Consider the following 17,584-nt stretch of genomic DNA (forward strand, 5'->3'; position numbering starts at 1 on the left):
GACAAAAATCATGATGGTAGAGATAAAGTAAAATTGAGAAAATTTACATTGCCGATGTGTTTGTTTTGTCAAACTCAGTGTTATATTTTTTCAAATTTTCAGAAAGTTTGTCGCTATTATTGAGAATTTATATCAATTCTATTTATTCAACTGCTATTTTTTATTACGTCAAAATAATTCATTTATATTTTTATATTTTATCGATTTTTTCAAGACGTACTAATAATTTTATTACACTACTATTAATATATAAAATATATTGGGGGTTTAGTCTAGTGTTTCAACTTTTGGTTGTTTCGTTAAACAAAACAACTATGGTATTTCGATTTTATCTGTAAATTTATTTTTTGTTTTTTGATATTCTGTATTTTCAGTCATTACTTTCTGTGAACCATTTGTCAAGCGGATTAGGTTATGGCTTTTATCAGCACCTCAATTCCTGAACAATTTTGTCTATTGAAATGCTTATACTTGAATATTGAATTATTCAGTTACATTCTTAATTATATTAAATACTGCTTCAGTGTTTTTAGTCAAAAAGTTTTGAAACTCTAGTAATTTTTTACTGATTAAGAGCTTACTATATATTGATTGAATAACATATCTAATATTTTTCTGTTTCTTTTGGATAACTATGTTCTTTAGCATAAAATTTCTTCATTAAGTGAGTGAAATCGTATTATTATAAACCATAAATCGTAATATATCCACTTTAATATTTGCTTTTATTCCAATTGTGATTTCAATAAATTTCTTAATTTAAGTTGTTGCGTTAATACACAATATCTATATAATTATTAAATCAATAAATTTTAATATTTTTCTTGTTTTCTATTATTAGAATAATAATTTTTTTTGGTGCAAAAAAATCAGTATTTTTGTTAGAAACAGATTTTTTTATTTTAGCTCGATGTGGATAGATCGAGAAATTTAGGAAAACACATTGTAGAATTGAAGTAAAATCCAAATAACAGAAGTAAAAACTCATCTTTAGACTTTTCAACAAGGTAAATATTTTGTTTTGTCTTATTAATATTAAAATTTTAGGGTTTAAAATAGATTTCTATAAAATTTCACATAAATTTATATTTATGTAGAGGACACTACTGAAATAATTCACTTACAAATAGGAGGGTAATTTTGTTCACATGTTTAAATCTAAATTAAGTTTAGACACGCATCGAATTGGGGAAGTTCAATTTTTCCATAGAAAACTAGAATATCTTTAAATAATAAGATATAACTATTTATGATTCAATTTTTTGTCAACTTATTTTTTTCAGTAAATTTTTAATGTCTACTTTATTAGTAATAATTTTTTCCAAGCAATTAATAGAAATATATTCTTGTTTCATTGTATCACGAAAACGAATAGTTACTTGATGGTGATCTAACGTATTTTGATCTATAGTAACACAATAAGGAGTACCAATAGCATCTTGACGACGATAACGTTTCCCTATTGAATCTTTTTCATCATATTGACAACAAAAACTAAGTTTTAGTTTATTTATAATTTCTCTTGCTTTTTCTGAAAGAATCCCATCCTTCACTAATGGTAAAACAGCCAATTTAACAGGGGCAAGTGCAGGTGGAATTTTTAAAACCACACGACTATTTCCTCCATCCAAAACTTCTTTACAATATGAACCTACCAAGATACTCAAAAACATACGATCTAAACCAATAGAAGTTTCTATAACATAAGGCACATATGACTGATTTATATCAGGATCAAAAAACCGATTTTTTTTACCAGAATACTTTTCATGATTACTTAAATCAAAATCCGTACGAGAGTGTATGCCCTCCACTTCTTTAAATCCGAATGGCATTTCAAATTCGATATCAGTGGCTGCATTTGCATAATGTGCTAATGTATCACTATCATGAGCATGGAAACGGTATTTATGATCACCTAACCCTAATATTTTATGCCATTTCATGCGTGTTTGCTTCCATTTTTCAAACCATACTAATTCGTCACCTGGACGAATAAAAAATTGCATTTCCATTTGTTCAAATTCACGCATACGGAAAATAAATTGACGAGCAACAATTTCATTGCGAAATGCTTTACCAATTTGTGCAATGCCAAAGGGAATTTTCATACGTCCACTTTTTTGAACATTTAAAAAATTTATAAAAATACCTTGAGCTGTCTCTGGACGTAAATAAGCTTTCATTTTAGAATTTATGGTAGAACCGATTTCGGTTACAAACATTGAATTGAATTGACGTACATCTGTCCAGTTTTTAGTTCCTGAAATTGGACAAATGATTTTATAATCGACAATAATTTGATGTAATTTCTCTAAATTTTTTTCAGCTAAAGCTTGAATAAAACGAGTATATAGTATGGTTCTCTTGTCTGTATTTTTTAATACACAAAGATTTGTCTTACGAAATTTTTGTTCATTAAAGCTATTTCCAAAATGTTTAGAAGCTTTTTCTATTTCTTTACTGATTATATTATCATATTTAGCTATTTGTTCTTCAATTAGAAAATTGACTCTGTATCTTTTTTTGGAATCTTTGTTGTCTATTAGTAAGTCATTAAAAGCATCTACATGTCCTGAAGCTTTCCATACTGTAGGATGCATAAATATAGCGGAATCAATTCCAACTATATTTTCATTAAGCAAAGTCATGCTATCCCACCAATATCGTTTGATATTATTCTTCAATTCGACTCCATTTTGACCATAATCGTAGATAGCTCCTAGTCCATCATAAATTTCTGAAGAAGGAAATACAAATCCATATTCTTTACAGTGGGAAATCAATTTTTTAAAAATATCTTCCTGGTATGTCATAGTTAATTTTTTAATTTCCTAAAATACAAAAAATGTTTTTTTAAAAGATATATACTCGTCAATTTTTAAAGTGTGTACTTCATAAAAGTTTTGTGTAAATTTGAAACTCGTCTTGATAGACGATATTCAATATTACAAGTTGACATAAAAAATTCTATTGAACAAAAGAATAAATAGCAAAAATGGAAAATATAATTGCACCATCAATGAATATAATCATTGAAAAAAAAGCTATTAACCCTGAAGATTTAACAAAAGAAAATCCCATCCTACCTGTAAAGAATATGATATTTTTTACAGGTGTACCTACTCCAATTAATGTAACTCGTTCTAAATCATTAAGATTAATACAAGATGTTCAGAAAATAGGAGGAATATTAGGTGTTTTTTGCCAAAAAGATGCTAGCATAGATGAACCTCAATTTCATGATTTGTATTCAGTAGGTCTTGTAGCTCAAATTATTAATGTAATAAAAGAAGGAAACGAAGGTATCACAGTTTTATTAATGGGAGCACATCGCGTACACTTAGAAAAAATCACAATAGAAGATCCTTATTTGAAAGGGAAATTCTCTGTTTTAGAAACTATTCACCCATCTAAATCGGATAAAGAATTTAAAGAACAGCAGAAAGTAATAAAAGATAAATTGTTACATATTTTAACTTCTAAAATAGGTATACCTGAATTTGTAGTAAATTCCTTGAAACAATCAAAAGACTATAAATATTTGGCAAATTTGGCTTTCATTACAGTTGAGTCAAATATGAAAAAAAAACAGGAAATACTTGCTTGTGATGATCTGAAAGAACGTTATAATAAACTTCTCTCTTTACTGGAACAAGAAGCACAATTAGCAGAAATAAAAGAATCTATTCGTAGAAAAACACAAATAGATATCAATAAGCAACAGAAAGAATATTTTCTTCAGCAAGAAATGAAGAATATTCAGGAGGCTTTGGGTGGAAATATTCATGACATTGAAATTAGAGACATAAAAGAACAAGCCACAAAAACTAATTTTACTTCGAAACAACGTATAGTATTTGAGAAAGAATTTAAAAAATTGGAGCTTTTACATCCACATTCTCCAGATTATTCAACACAAATAGGTTATGTCCACAATATTCTATCTTTGCCATGGAACATTTATACTAAAGACAATTTTAATCTTGCTCGAGCAAAAAAAATATTAGATAAAGACCATTTTGGACTAAAAAAAGTGAAAGATCGTATTATCGAATATTTAGCAGTTCTAAAACTGAAAGGAGATATGAAATCTCCTATTATTTGTTTGTACGGTCCTCCTGGAGTTGGAAAAACTTCTTTAGGAAAATCTATTGCAAATGCTTTAGGTAGAAAATATTTTCGTATGTCATTGGGTGGATTACATGATGAAGCAGAAATACGAGGACATCGTAAAACTTATATTGGAGCTATGCCTGGACGGATCATTCAAGCTATTCGAAAAGCTGGTTCATCTAATCCTGTAATTATCTTAGATGAAATAGATAAGGTGGGGCGTGATTATAGAGGTGACCCAAGCGCAGCATTATTAGAAGTTTTAGATCCAGAACAAAACTTTGCTTTTCATGATAATTATTTGGATATGGATTTTGATTTATCCAAAGTTTTATTTATTGCTACAGCCAATTCATTATCTACAATATCTACACCATTATTGGACCGAATGGAATTAATTAATGTAAATGGTTACATTACCGAAGAAAAAGTAGAAATTGCTTTAAAATACCTTTTTCCAACGGCATTGGAAAACCATGGTGTTAGTAAATTTCTATTTGATATTCCGAGAAAAACAATGGAAGTTATTATTGAATCTTATACAAGAGAATCAGGTGTTAGGGAATTGAATCAAAAAATCGCTAAAATTTTACGCAAAATTGCTCGTTCAATTGCTGAAAATACTGATTATCCTAAAAAAATAGTTATAAAAAATTTGTTTGAATATCTCGGATATGTTGAATATACTAAAGATAAGTATGAAAGTAACGAATACGCCGGGGTAGTTACGGGACTAGCATGGACGACTGTTGGAGGTGAGATATTATTTATTGAAGCTGGGTTAAGTAGAGGGAAGGAGTCTAAATTGTCATTGACTGGTAACCTTGGTGATGTAATGAAAGAATCAGCTATTTTAGCATTGGAATATATCAAAACGCATGCTTCTCAATTGAATATAGTTGAAACTATAGAAAATTGGAATGTACATATTCATATTCCTGAAGGAGCCATCCCTAAGGATGGCCCTAGTGCAGGAATTACCATGACCACAGCATTGGTTTCAGCTTTTACTAGTCGAAAAGTTAAATCTCATTTAGCAATGACTGGTGAAATAACCTTAAGAGGAAAAGTTCTCCCTGTAGGTGGAATAAAAGAAAAAATATTAGCAGCTAAGCGTGCTGGTATCAAAGAAATAATTTTGAGTAGGGAAAATCAAAGACATGTAGATGAGATTAACAATATTTATCTGAAAGGATTAGTATTCCATTATGTAAATGATATATTGGAAGTTCTAGACATTGCATTATTAGGCAATAAATGACCAATTTTGTATTGATTTCGTTGTCTTAAATTATTATTTCGCAAACGTATTGTTTAACTAATATGTTGTTTTGGATTTTAAATCTGGAATAATATGGGTTAAAAGTAATATAAATGAATCTGAACCTAAGTAGGAAACATCTTTATTGATAATTAATATTAATTGAAGTAAAGAATGATTCTTCTGGGATGATTTGTTTACTTTGAGCAAAGTATGAAAAACGATCTATGTTGTTCTGTTTTTTTATGCTTTAATAGATTTTGGAGAAGTTAAAAGGGGGTAAGTCAATTATTCTTCAATACCAATCATTCCAAAATTAATTAAATAAATTATTACTGATGTAATTTTAGAAAAGGTTAAAGATAATTATAGTAGAAAAATATTTTGAAGACAGTTTTTTTTCTGTTGTATAATTGAATATATGTTTGCTATAAAAAATAATGTGTAGCAAGAGACAGTATACTTATGAAAATAATCTTACTTTTGCCCATTTAGTGTTACTTTATTTTTTTACTAGCTTTATACTAGTAGTCTATCTTATATTTTATTTGTTACGAATTTAATTCGTAACAAATTTATAATAAATGAAAATTTTCTTTTGTGCTTAAATTTAATGAATTAGAATAGCTTTTTTACAAAGCTATTCTGTACTTGAAAGGAATAATCTTTTTTCAAAACTAATTTTATAATTATCGTATGCTTTCCTTGTGTGCCTCTCGTATACGGAACTGGATATTCTGATAAAAGTGTATTCTTTACAGCATAATTAGTTAATAACTAACTAGAAATAGTGAAGATTTGGATATTTGCTTATGTTTTCCAATTTGACAAACCTTTTGTCTTCTACTTTTAGACAAAAATCTTTTCATTTTATGAAATAATTAGTATTTGCATACTTCATTTCTTAATTTATGTTTCTAACATGTAAATAAGGAAAAGAATGCTTTTGATATGTTTTATATGGTTAAATACATATGTTATAGATATGAATATTCAAAGGAATTGATGGAATTTATGATGGCAGGAATTAATAAATAAATTATATTGAAGGTTGTACCCCTTTTAATTTGGGTTATACCTAAGAATTGTAAGTAGTCTAATGCTTGTGAGGGAATATTCCGATAATATATTATTATAGAGGTAAGAATTTTATACACATATTATCTTGTAATTTGATATGTAATATTGTTGAAATAATATTTAGATGAAGATGATTTTAAAGTATTTGAAGAAACTAAGGAAAATGGAAAAATTTAAGAAAGAACAGAGTAATAGAAGATTATTTTACAGATTTTTTGGCTGTATAAAAGATTATTTATTTAATTGAATAAAATGATAGAAAAATTATCTAATATTAGCATGATTAAATCTATACTAAAGTCTCCGTTACATATTTATTTGTCAAATATGTAATTTCTTTATTAACACTAGGGGTTCTTTTTCTTACTTATTTTTAGAATAACAAAAAATCTTTTTATAGAGAATGCATTATGAATTAGTAAGAGAGTAACAGAGCTTAAATATTAAGCACCTTCATAGCACTTGTGAAATATTTTTGTTAAAATATATAAAATTTAATGATTATGTATAAAATTATTTTTTGAATAGATTGTTCTATCTATTTATATTTTGATGGTTAGACAATCAATATTTTCTTAGTATTATTTCATAGATTTAGATCGTAAAAAAATCATGATGATACTAATCATAAACATAGCTGTGCTGATTTTGTTTACATTAATGGATTTTATTTGAATTTAGAGTGAAATATGGTACAGTATAGTTTCGATGAACTAATAGAACGCAGAGGTACAGGTGCACTAAAAATTGATGCATTACTAAATCGTTTTGGGAAAGCCGACTTAATACCACTTTGGGTTGCTGATATGGATTTTAAATGTGGAGATTTTATTATTAATGCACTTATAGATTGTTGTAAACAAGGGACTTTTGGATATACTGTTTTTCCAGAGAAATATTTTTCATCTGTTATAGATTGGATAAAAAAATATCATCATTGGTTGGTTAAGAGAGAATGGTTTTCTTTTGTACCAGGGGTAATGAAAGGAGTTGCTTTTTCTATAGTTAATTTTACTCATTTGAATGATAAAGTTATTATACAACCTCCAGTGTATTATCCATTTCGTTTAGTTACGCAAATGCATCATCGACAGGTTGTCAATAATCCACTAATAGAAGAAAATGGAAATTATCATATGGATTTAGATGGGTTGAGGAAGGTAATTGATAAAGATTGTCGCTTAATAATATTGTCTAATCCTCATAATCCAATAGGGATTGCATGGAAACAGGAAGTATTGGAAGAACTAGCAGAAATTTGTTTTGAAAACAATATTCTTGTAATTTCTGACGAAATACACTCTGATATGACAATATTTGGACATAGACATACTCCTTTTGCTATGGTATCTAAATGTGCAGAACAAAATAGTATTACTTTTATGGCTCCTACTAAAACTTTTAATCTTGCTGGAATAGTGAGCTCATATTCTATTATAATAAATAAAAAAATTCGAGATGTTTTCTACTCTTTTCTTCATTCTTTTGGATTAGATGAAGGAACTATTTTTGCTTATGCAGCTACCAAAGCAGCTTATATCTATGGTTCAGAATGGAAGAAGCAAATGCTTCAGTATATAGAAAATAATATAACGTTTGTTAATTCCTTTTTTAAAAAGCATATTCCTGCTATAAAAGTATTTATTCCTGAGGCATCTTTTTTAATTTGGCTAGATTGCCGAGGATTGAGATTAAATCAAAAAGAACTAAACAATTTATTTATAAAAAAAGCCGGGTTAGCTTTAAATGATGGAGAGGTATTTGGAAAGGAGGGAATTGGATTTATGAGAATGAATATAGGTTGTCCACAAAGTGTTTTAATTAAAGCTCTCAATAATTTAAAAAATGCGTTGAGAGTTGGTAATTGCTGATTTATTATGTTAATAATGAGAAAGTAGATCTTAAAATTAATTATGAGAAATTTTGAACGCAAAATTATCTAAATAAATGGCAAAGATTTGGTAAAATAGGTAACTGAAAAGCGTTTATTTGGTTTTGCTTACTTAGATCGTAAGCATACAAGTGTTTGAGTGATCAGAGTGACTTATTTACATAAGTTATAATAAACTGTAATTGATCTAATGTTTTCTAAAGAAAAACAAGTTCTTTTGAAGATTTTCTACCTGTTATTTGTAGAATCCGTTTTAAACAATAGGTAAGAATGAGGTGTCAAATAGTCTTCTTAATTGATTTTTATAGATGTGTATTTTTAAGTTTAGTGAAACTTATATTATGATAGATAGGGGAAAATATTACCAAATATAATAACGAAAAAAACTTGAAAGTAGTTTTTGTATATAATGTATAATTAATAGGTAAGATTGAGCAAGAAGGAGGATAAAAAATAGAAATAGGAAAAATATCAAGATATTATTATAAGTAGATTGTTAAATTGATTATAGTGAATACTTTTGGAAATGTATTTAAATTAACTTCCTTTGGAGAATCCCATGGATTTGCTATTGGGGGGGTAATTGATGGATGTCCCGCTGGAATTGTGTTGGATATGGAGTTTATTCAGTTTGAGTTAAATAAGCGTAAACCAGGACAATCTGAATTAACTACTTCACGGGATGAATCTGATAAAGTGGAGTTTTTATCAGGTGTGTATGAAGGAAAGACAACCGGTATGCCAATTGGGTTTATTGTTCGAAATAATGATCAATATTCTTCAGACTATGATAATCTTAAAAATGTTTTTCGTCCTTCTCATGCAGATTATACATATTTTCAAAAATATGGACATCGTGATCATAGAGGTGGAGGACGTTCTTCTGCTCGAGAAACGATAGCTAGAGTTGTTGCTGGGGCTATTGCGAAATTAATTCTTCAAAAGAAGGAAATAAAGATTACAGCCTATGTTTCTCAAGTAGGTAACATTTGCTTAAATAAACCTTACGTCAAAATGGATTTCTCTAATATAGAGAAAACGCCAATTCGTTGTCCTGATTTAGAAATTGCTGAACGAATGATAGAAATGATCCGAAATGTCAGGTCAGAAGGTGATACTGTTGGAGGAGTAATTACTTGTGTTTGTCAGGGGGTTCCTGTAGGCTTAGGTAATCCTGTTTTTGGAAAATTAGGTGCTGCTCTTTCTAGTGCTATAATGAGTATTAATGCTACTAAAGGATTTGATTATGGAATGGGTTTTGAAGAGATTCATAGAAAGGGTTCGGAAGTAAATGACCTTTTTTATCGAGGTAGTGATGGGAGAATTGCTATTAAAAGCAATTATTCTGGTGGTATACAGGGAGGGATATCAAATGGAGAAGATATTTATTTTCGTGTAGCTTTTAAACCAGTTGCAACTTTATTGAAAGAGCAATTCGCAATGGATAAAGATGGGAAAAAAGTACAATTAAAAATCAAAGGGAGGCATGATCCATGTGTTTTGCCGAGAGCAGTACCCATTGTAGAATCCATGGCAGCAATAACTATTCTTGACTATTATTTATGTAATTATTAAAATTTTAAATTTATGAGAAAAAACATTGTAGCAGGGAATTGGAAGATGAATAAAACCATTCAAGATGGAGTTTCTTTCGCAAAAGAGTTAGAATTAGCTTTAAAAGGGAAAAAAGTAAATTGTGATATAGTTATTTGTGTTCCTTTTATTCATATTGTTTCTGTTTATAAAACAATTGATACGAAAGTTATTAACTTGGGAGCACAAAATATTTCAGATAAGATTTTTGGGTCTTATACTGGAGAAGTTTCTGCTGCTATGATAGCATCTACTGGAGCTCGATATGTTATTTTGGGACATTCTGAACGACGTGCTCATTATGGTGAGACTAGCATTATTCTGAAAGAAAAGGTGAGATTAGCATTAGAAAATAATCTTATCCCAATTTTTTGTATTGGTGAAATATTAGAGGAAAGAGAAGTAGGTAAGCATAAAGTTGCAGTGAAAGCACAAATAGAAGAAAGTTTGTTTGATTTTACTGCTGAAGATTTTGGGAAAATTGTTTTGGCTTACGAACCAATATGGGCAATTGGTACAGGAAAAACAGCTACTTCATCTCAAGCACAAGAAATGCATTCTTTTATTCGGAAAATATTGATTGATAATTATGGAAAGGCTGTTGCAAATGAAACATCGATTCTTTACGGAGGAAGTTGTAATGCTAGTAATGCTAAAGAATTATTTGCTAATCCAGACGTAGATGGTGGATTAATTGGAGGAGCATCTCTCAAGGTAGATACATTTTTGTCAATTGTTGAAGTATTTTAGATTAAAAATGAATAAAGTTATTTTCACATTATTATTTTTAATGTCTATGATTAATTATTTGCAATCTCAATCTTCTATTATAGAAGATTTGCAAACTAATCTTGACTCCTCAAGAGGAGTGATTTGTATTAAAGGAGATTCAGCTGTTGTAGCTTTGACTAGTACTTCAGACAGTCTAATTATTTTGGAAAAAGATAAAAAAAATGTAGAGTTGCCCAGATTTCACATTCAAGTATATATGAGTAATAATTCATATACAGGACGTTCAGAAGCATCTAATAAACAAGTGGCTATAAAGAATGTTTTCCCTGATTTATCTACTTATTTAATTTACAGGGCTCCAAATTGGAAACTATTAGTAGGAAATTTTATAAATAGAGAGAAAGCAACTTCTTTTATAAAACAATTACAAAAAAGGTTTCCGGAGTTTGGAAAAGAAATGTATGTTGTTAAGATTTTACTTTCTGCAAAAAAATAAATAACAAATTCCCAATTATGGAATGGATAACTGAAGAATTGAGAAAGAAAGAAAAATTGGCTTTTCATTATACTCAGATATTAAAATTGTTGGGAGAAGATCCTACGCGCGAAGGATTATTGAACACTCCGAAACGGGTGGCTGAATCAATGATGTATTTAACCAAAGGATATACTCAAGATTCCAGAGAAATACTTTCTTCTGCTATTTTTATCGAGGATTATAAACAAATGATTATTATGAAAAATATTGATTTTTTTTCTCTATGTGAACATCATTTGCTTCCTTTTTTTGGAAAGATACATGTGGCTTATATTCCTAATAATGTAGTTAGTGGTTTAAGTAAAATTCCACGTGTAGTAGATGTTTATGCCAGACGGTTGCAAATTCAGGAGAGAATGACTGCACAGATTAAAAGTTGTATTCAAGAAATTCTTAATCCTTTAGGTGTGATGGTAGTAATTGAAGCTCAACATATGTGTGTACAAATGCGTGGAGTAGAAAAACAAAATTCGATTACGACTACTTCTGATTTTACAGGGGTTTTTACCCAGGCAAAGACAAGGGAAGAATTTATAAAACTGATCAAAAGTTAATGATTTTTACAAATGAAGGGTAAAGAACAATTGCAAATTGCAGCTTTGAAAAATGGAACTGTAATAGATCACATCCCTTCTGAACAATTATTCAAAGTAGTATCTCTTTTGAAAATAGATAAGTTGAGGACTTCGGTAACTATTGGGTATAGTTTAAATAGCAAAAAAATGGGAACAAAAGGGATTTTAAAGATAGCTAGCAAATTTTTTGAAGAAGATGAAATCAATAGAATTGCATTAGTTGCTCCTTGTGTAAAACTAAGTATTATACGTAATTATGAAGTTGTAGAAAAAAAGTTGATATATCTTCCAGAAAAACTTAAAGGCTTAGTTAAATGCAATAATCCTAAGTGTATTACAAACAATGAACCTATGGAAACGTATTTTGAAGTTATTGATAAAGATAATGTAATTGTTCGGTGTTGTTATTGTGAAATGAGAATTAGAAAAGAAGAAATTATAATGTGTTAAGTACAGTAATTAAAGTATAAAAAAATTAAAAATTAGACTTGCTTTTTAGTAGGATTTCTGAACTCATCAATAATATGTGAAATGTAGCATATTATATTAGTATTTTTCTTTTTTTATTTATTGAATAATTATTTTCTGGAAGATTTATTCAATCTTTTGTTTCCGATTTTTTTTGTTTTTTTGTTTATTGGGATAATTTACTTGAAAGATTATATTTCTGCCAATTTTCGGAAAAGATGATACTTTGTATAATATGAGCTTCTTCTATCTTAAAAAAATACTTATTGTTCTTGCTAATTTTTATAGTTTTTTTTTCTAAAAAACACTTTTTTTAGAAATTCAGTAGGAGTAAAATAAGATATTTTTCAATTAAACCTAAAATTAAAATATTAATTTTTCTCTGTAGACATATCAATTCATTTACGTACATTTACCATAGTTACTTTCTAAGAATAGTGTATATATACTATATACACTGGATTTTGGAAGAAGATCTATCTAAATATAGCCAATAAGTACTAGTAATCATTTATTTTAAAGCATTACCTGCCTATTCTATCTCTGATAAATTATAGTATTCTTTCTTCTATAAAAATCCAATGGATAGAAATTTTAATGGCATGTTTTTTACATAAAATTTATCTTGGAATACTAAAAACGTAAATGTCTGCATTTAAAATTTCAATTTAGTATTCTTAAATAAGATAAAAGTTACTACTAAATTAAGGTTACAATAGTGTTTCCAAAACATTACTTTTCACTGAAGCAACAACTATGATGTTTTAATATTATTATTAATCAAAAATTACTTTTATTCATTGTTTGTAATAGTGTTTAGTTATAGAAGAATTTGCTTTATTTCCTTTTAATTTTATATTATCAAATTTCATGTTCATTTTAACAATATTTTCCCTATTTTTAGATAGGGAATTTTCAGTTGAAGCATCTAAAAATAGTTTGTGGTGATTATAGTTTTATTAAAAAACTAATAAGGGAAGAAAAGCAAAAAAATAGCTATTTCTATGATTGATTCTTAAGTATTCTACTTATTTCTTTTTTATCATCTTTTTCTTTGAGTGATTGTCGTTTATCATAATTTTTTTTGCCTCTAGCAACAGCAATACATAATTTAGCTAATCCATTTTTATCGATAAATAGTTTAGTTGGAATAATGGTGAGACATGTATTTTTAACATATTGTTCAATTTTTTTTAATTCTTTTCGATTCAGTAGTAGTTTTCTATCTTTTTTTGTTTCATGATTGTTATATGTTCCGTAAAAATATTCTGCTATGTGCATATTTCGTATCCACAATTCACTGTTTATTACTAAACAATAGCTATTTACTAATCCAACTTTACCGAAACGAATAGATTTTATTTCTGTTCCAGAAAGAGACATTCCTGCTATAAAAGTTTCAATAAACTCATAATTAAACGAAGCTTTTTTATTTTTGATAATTATGTTATTTGAATAAATCATTTATTTTTATGTTTATGGTTTTATTCCTGTTATTAATAAATCAATTGAAAGATGGATTAAGATAAGAGTAAATAGTATTAGAACACTTGAAAAAAAGTAAATTTAATCAGTTGATTTTTCTATATTTAAATATTTATTTATTTACCCAAGTTCAAAGGATGTAAATTGTATAAGAAACTATAAAATTTGTGTATATGTATTGTTTTAACGATAAAAACGAAAATTTCCACAATGAGAACTAGATATTCAAGTATAGTTGTAAAAAATAACATAGAAAAGATGTATAAGACATAAATAGATCTCTGTTCCGTAAATTAATATTTGTTTAAGAATTAATTTTAGCTTCGGTCGTATATCTAAAATTTTTCTATTATTCACACATTGATGAAAGATAAAAGGAACATTAGAACGATAATCGGAAATAAATAGTTTTTGTAAAGGTTTTCATTCTTATTTTTTTGTTTTTTATATAAAATTTTTCATTCAGGAGTAAGGTTTATAATCAATTGAAAAAGTAAAAAGAAGAGATATATCAAACATATAGATTTTGTTGTGTTAAAATAACGTTGCAAATTTATATATTTAATATACTATATAACAATTTATTATATAAGATTCTTAATCTTAAGGATTTAAGAATAAAAAGAATTAAAATTTATAAAAATGATGAAAAAAGTAATAACGTTCGGGGAAATTATGCTTCGACTATCTACTACTAATTATCGCCGGTTTGTACAATCTACTATTTTGAATGCTACTTTTGGAGGTGGAGAAGCAAACGTAGCCGTTTCATTGGCTAATTATGATATTCCGACAGAATTTGTTACTCTATTACCAAAAAATGATATTGCTGATTGGTGTATTTCTGAGTTACGAAAGTATAATGTCGGAACAAATCATATTATTAGAGGTAGAAAGGATAGTAGAATGGGTATCTATTTTTTAGAAACCGGGGCTGTTTCCAGAGCATCTAAAGTACTCTATGATAGAGCACTTTCAGCTTTTACTCATATTAGTCCAGGTATGATTGCATGGAGGGAAATTTTTAGAGATGCAAAGTGGTTTCACTGGACAGGGATTACCCCATCTTTGTCTCAAGGAGCAGCGGATGCTTGTTTAGAAGCTATTGAAATAGCTAATGAATTGGGAATAACTGTTTCCTGTGATTTGAATTATCGAAAAAAATTGTGGAAGTGGGGAAAAATTGCTTCTGAAATAATGCCTAAACTTGTGTCTAAATGTGATATTATTTTGGGAAATGAAGAAGATGCAGAAAAAATATTTGGTATTCATCCTGAAGGGTTTGATGCCATACATACTGAAGGAAAGATAAATGCAGAAGCATTTGAATCAGTTTGTAGACAACTACAAATTAATTTTTCAAAAGCAAAAAAAATAATTATTACATTGAGAGGATCCATTAACGCTAATCATAACGTATGGGGAGGATGTTTATTTTCAGAAGATAAATTGTATCAATCAAAACAATATGATATTACTCATATTGTAGATAGAGTAGGGGGGGGAGATTCTTTTATGGGAGGATTGATTTATGGTTTGATTTCGTATCCTACGAATAATCAAAAAGCTTTAGATTTTGCTGTAGCTGCTTCTGCTTTAAAGCATACTATTTACGGAGATTTCAACATAATGACTGTTTCAGAAGTAGAGAAATTAGTGGAAGGTGATGATTCGGGACGCGTTTCTCGATAAAATTGTTAACTTAATAAGGTTCAAAAAATGGCAAGGTTTACCAAAATACAAGTATTGGATACTATGTTTACTACAGGCTTGATCCCTATTTTTTATCATAGAGATATTGAAATAACAAAAAATGTGGTAAAAGCATCTTACAAAGGTGGTATTCAAGTATTCGAGTTTACCAATCGAGGAGAATTTGCTCATGAAGTGTTTGGTGAATTGAGTAAATTTATTAATAAAGAGTGTTCTAAATTAATTTTAGGTGTAGGTTCAATTGTGGATGCTCCTACAGCTTCGTTTTATATTCAATTGGGGGCAAATTTTATTGTAAGTCCTTTGTTTAATCCAGACATATCACGAATAGCTAATAGAAGACTGATACCTTATATCCCTGGTTGTGGTTCTGTTTCGGAGGTTGGATTAGCACAGGAAGCAGGATGCGATTTGTGTAAAATTTTTCCTGGAGATTTATTAGGTATTAACTTTGTAAAAAGTATAAAAGCTCCCATGCCCTGGTCTTCATTAATGGTAACTGGTGGAGTAAAACCTGAAAAAGATAATCTTAAATCTTGGTTTGATTCAGGAGTAACTTGTGTAGGGATAGGATCTAATCTTTTTCCAAAAGAAATTGTTACAAGTAGAAAATGGGATAAAATTAGTAAAATATGCGGTGATACACTGGAAATTATCAGTTGGATAAGGAAATAAAAAATACTGTGGGAACAATTGGAGATTTGAATAAAAAAAAGACACAATACCGGTGGGTTGTTTGTACAATGCTTTTCTTAGCTGTTGTTATCAATTGTCTTGATAGACAAGTTTTATCGTTAACGTGGCCTAAATACATTGGACCAGAATTTGGCTGGACGAATAGTGATTATGGTAGTATTATTTCTTGGTTTTCATTGTTTTATGCTATATGTATGTTGTTTGTTGGACGTTTTATAGATTGGTTAGGTACTAAAAAAGGATTTCTCTTATCAGTTGGGACATGGTCGATTGGTGCTTGTTTGCATGCATTTTGTTCCGTTGTTACCTTAGGGAGAGTAGGAGGTGAATGGTTTGTCGGTTTTGAAAAGACAAGGAAAATTATTATTACACTTAAGGAATTCAATGCTGTATCTGTAATTTCTGTAAGTGTTACTTTATTTCTTTATGCTCGTTTAGTTTTAGCATTCGGAGAAGCTGGTAATTTCCCATCGGCTATTAAGACTACAACTGAATACTTTCCTAAAAAAGATAGAGCATTTTCTATAAGTATTTTTAATTCTGGAGCTACGATAGGTGCGATGATAGCTCCGGCTATTATTCTTTATGTTGCTTCTGTGTGGAATTGGGAAATGGCTTTTATTTTTATTGGTCTTTTGGGGGTTATCTGGATGGGATTGTGGATATTTATTTATCAGAACCCAGAAGTGCATCCGAGAGTAAATAAGGCTGAATTGGAATATATTCAGCAAGACAAGCGCTTGGAAAATACTGTTGAAACAGTGCAAATAAAAAAAAATTCTTTTATGCGTTGTTTTCAATTTAGACATACATGGGCATTTGCAACAGGTAAGTTTATGACTGATGGTGTGTGGTGGTTTTATCTTTTTTGGATGCCAAAATATTTGCAAACGGTATTTAAATTAGAAGGAAAAGCTCAGATATTTCCACTGACGATTTTTTATATGATTATTATGTTGTCTATTATTGGGGGATGGTTACCAACTTTTTTTATAGAAAAAAAAGGAATGAATCCATATGCTGGTAGGATGAAGGCAATGTTAATATTTGCTTTTATTCCATTTTTGGTTTTACTTGCTCAACCATTAGGGGTATACACATATTGGTTCCCAATTGTCCTTATAGGAATGGCTGGTGCTGCACATCAGGCATGGTCTGCTAATATTTTTTCAATTATTGGAGATATGTTTCCTCAAAAAGTTATTGCTACGATTACTGGGATTGGTGGAATGGCAGGTGGGATAGGTTCTTTTCTTTTTCAAAAAACAGCTGGAAAATTATTTGACTATGCAAATAATACTCAAATGCATTTTGTAGGTTTTGAGAGAGAATCAGCAGGATATTTTATTATCTTCTGCATTTGTTCAAGTGCTTATCTAATTGGTTGGATTGTTATGAAAAAACTTGTTCCCATGTATTATAAAATCAATTTATAG

General features: G+C 28.8%; 12 protein-coding genes. 10 read left to right on the forward strand and 2 right to left on the reverse strand.

Features of this window, described 5'->3' with window-relative positions:
• Window positions 1-1,265: 1,265 nt before the first annotated feature.
• Entirely contained in the window at window positions 1,266-2,816 is a 1,551-nt protein-coding gene (locus tag ACZ5QM_RS02935) for a glycine--tRNA ligase (protein ID WP_464202998.1), read from the reverse strand.
• Window positions 2,817-3,022: 206 nt separating this feature from the next.
• Here ACZ5QM_RS02935 and lon point away from each other — a divergent pair, with 206 nt between their 5' ends.
• The 7 genes from lon to pyrI all read left to right on the forward strand — a co-directional run bounded on the left by lon (window position 3,023) and on the right by pyrI (window position 12,236).
• Entirely contained in the window at window positions 3,023-5,377 is a 2,355-nt protein-coding gene (gene lon, locus ACZ5QM_RS02940) for an endopeptidase La (RefSeq protein ID WP_464183330.1), read from the forward strand.
• Between the two features lie 1,769 nt (window positions 5,378-7,146).
• Window positions 7,147-8,328, forward strand: coding sequence for a MalY/PatB family protein (locus ACZ5QM_RS02945; RefSeq protein WP_464182534.1), 1,182 nt, complete (start codon window positions 7,147-7,149; stop codon window positions 8,326-8,328).
• A 530-nt stretch (window positions 8,329-8,858) separates the two neighbouring features.
• On the forward strand, window positions 8,859-9,923 hold the full coding sequence (gene aroC / locus ACZ5QM_RS02950; RefSeq protein WP_464182535.1) for a chorismate synthase: 1,065 nt from the start codon (window positions 8,859-8,861) through the stop codon (window positions 9,921-9,923).
• 12 nt (window positions 9,924-9,935) lie between these two features.
• Window positions 9,936-10,691 carry a triose-phosphate isomerase gene (tpiA, locus tag ACZ5QM_RS02955; RefSeq protein ID WP_464182537.1) on the forward strand — a complete coding sequence of 252 codons (756 nt, stop codon included), beginning with the start codon at window positions 9,936-9,938 and terminating at the stop codon, window positions 10,689-10,691.
• A gap of 7 nt (window positions 10,692-10,698) precedes the next feature.
• Window positions 10,699-11,169 carry an SPOR domain-containing protein gene (locus tag ACZ5QM_RS02960; protein ID WP_464182538.1) on the forward strand — a complete coding sequence of 157 codons (471 nt, stop codon included), beginning with the start codon at window positions 10,699-10,701 and terminating at the stop codon, window positions 11,167-11,169.
• A gap of 17 nt (window positions 11,170-11,186) precedes the next feature.
• Window positions 11,187-11,765 carry a GTP cyclohydrolase I FolE gene (gene folE / locus ACZ5QM_RS02965; RefSeq protein ID WP_464182539.1) on the forward strand — a complete coding sequence of 193 codons (579 nt, stop codon included), beginning with the start codon at window positions 11,187-11,189 and terminating at the stop codon, window positions 11,763-11,765.
• 12 nt (window positions 11,766-11,777) lie between these two features.
• Entirely contained in the window at window positions 11,778-12,236 is a 459-nt protein-coding gene (pyrI, locus tag ACZ5QM_RS02970; protein ID WP_464182540.1) for an aspartate carbamoyltransferase regulatory subunit, read from the forward strand.
• A 1,020-nt stretch (window positions 12,237-13,256) separates the two neighbouring features.
• On the opposite strand, the gene smpB is transcribed toward pyrI, so the two are convergent.
• Window positions 13,257-13,718 carry an SsrA-binding protein SmpB gene (gene smpB / locus ACZ5QM_RS02975; protein WP_464182541.1) on the reverse strand — a complete coding sequence of 154 codons (462 nt, stop codon included), beginning with the start codon at window positions 13,716-13,718 and terminating at the stop codon, window positions 13,257-13,259.
• Window positions 13,719-14,381: 663 nt separating this feature from the next.
• Between smpB and ACZ5QM_RS02980 the strand changes: the two genes are divergently transcribed.
• The 3 genes from ACZ5QM_RS02980 to ACZ5QM_RS02990 are packed head-to-tail and all read left to right on the forward strand — an operon-like array spanning window position 14,382 to window position 17,584.
• Window positions 14,382-15,431, forward strand: a complete 1,050-nt coding sequence (locus tag ACZ5QM_RS02980; RefSeq protein ID WP_464182543.1) for a PfkB family carbohydrate kinase — start codon at window positions 14,382-14,384, stop codon at window positions 15,429-15,431.
• Window positions 15,432-15,458: 27 nt separating this feature from the next.
• Window positions 15,459-16,127 carry a bifunctional 4-hydroxy-2-oxoglutarate aldolase/2-dehydro-3-deoxy-phosphogluconate aldolase gene (locus ACZ5QM_RS02985; RefSeq protein WP_464182546.1) on the forward strand — a complete coding sequence of 223 codons (669 nt, stop codon included), beginning with the start codon at window positions 15,459-15,461 and terminating at the stop codon, window positions 16,125-16,127.
• A gap of 8 nt (window positions 16,128-16,135) precedes the next feature.
• Complete coding sequence (locus tag ACZ5QM_RS02990) at window positions 16,136-17,584, forward strand: MFS transporter (protein ID WP_464182547.1); 1,449 nt, start codon at window positions 16,136-16,138, stop codon at window positions 17,582-17,584.

Source organism: Azobacteroides sp. (SeqCode) (assembly GCF_055395615.1).

What these genes read in the sequence shown, in the direction of transcription:
- folE (WP_464182539.1), top strand. Translation starts at nt 11,187, where the DNA reads ATGGAATGGATAACTGAAGAATTGAGAAAGAAAGAAAAATTGGCTTTT.
- pyrI (WP_464182540.1), top strand. Translation starts at nt 11,778, where the DNA reads ATGAAGGGTAAAGAACAATTGCAAATTGCAGCTTTGAAAAATGGAACT.
- ACZ5QM_RS02985 (WP_464182546.1), top strand. Translation starts at nt 15,459, where the DNA reads ATGGCAAGGTTTACCAAAATACAAGTATTGGATACTATGTTTACTACA.
- ACZ5QM_RS02945 (WP_464182534.1), top strand. Translation starts at nt 7,147, where the DNA reads ATGGTACAGTATAGTTTCGATGAACTAATAGAACGCAGAGGTACAGGT.
- ACZ5QM_RS02980 (WP_464182543.1), top strand. Translation starts at nt 14,382, where the DNA reads ATGATGAAAAAAGTAATAACGTTCGGGGAAATTATGCTTCGACTATCT.
- ACZ5QM_RS02935 (WP_464202998.1), bottom strand. Translation starts at nt 2,816, where the DNA reads ATGACATACCAGGAAGATATTTTTAAAAAATTGATTTCCCACTGTAAA.
- lon (WP_464183330.1), top strand. Translation starts at nt 3,023, where the DNA reads ATGAATATAATCATTGAAAAAAAAGCTATTAACCCTGAAGATTTAACA.
- ACZ5QM_RS02960 (WP_464182538.1), top strand. Translation starts at nt 10,699, where the DNA reads ATGAATAAAGTTATTTTCACATTATTATTTTTAATGTCTATGATTAAT.
- smpB (WP_464182541.1), bottom strand. Translation starts at nt 13,718, where the DNA reads ATGATTTATTCAAATAACATAATTATCAAAAATAAAAAAGCTTCGTTT.
- tpiA (WP_464182537.1), top strand. Translation starts at nt 9,936, where the DNA reads ATGAGAAAAAACATTGTAGCAGGGAATTGGAAGATGAATAAAACCATT.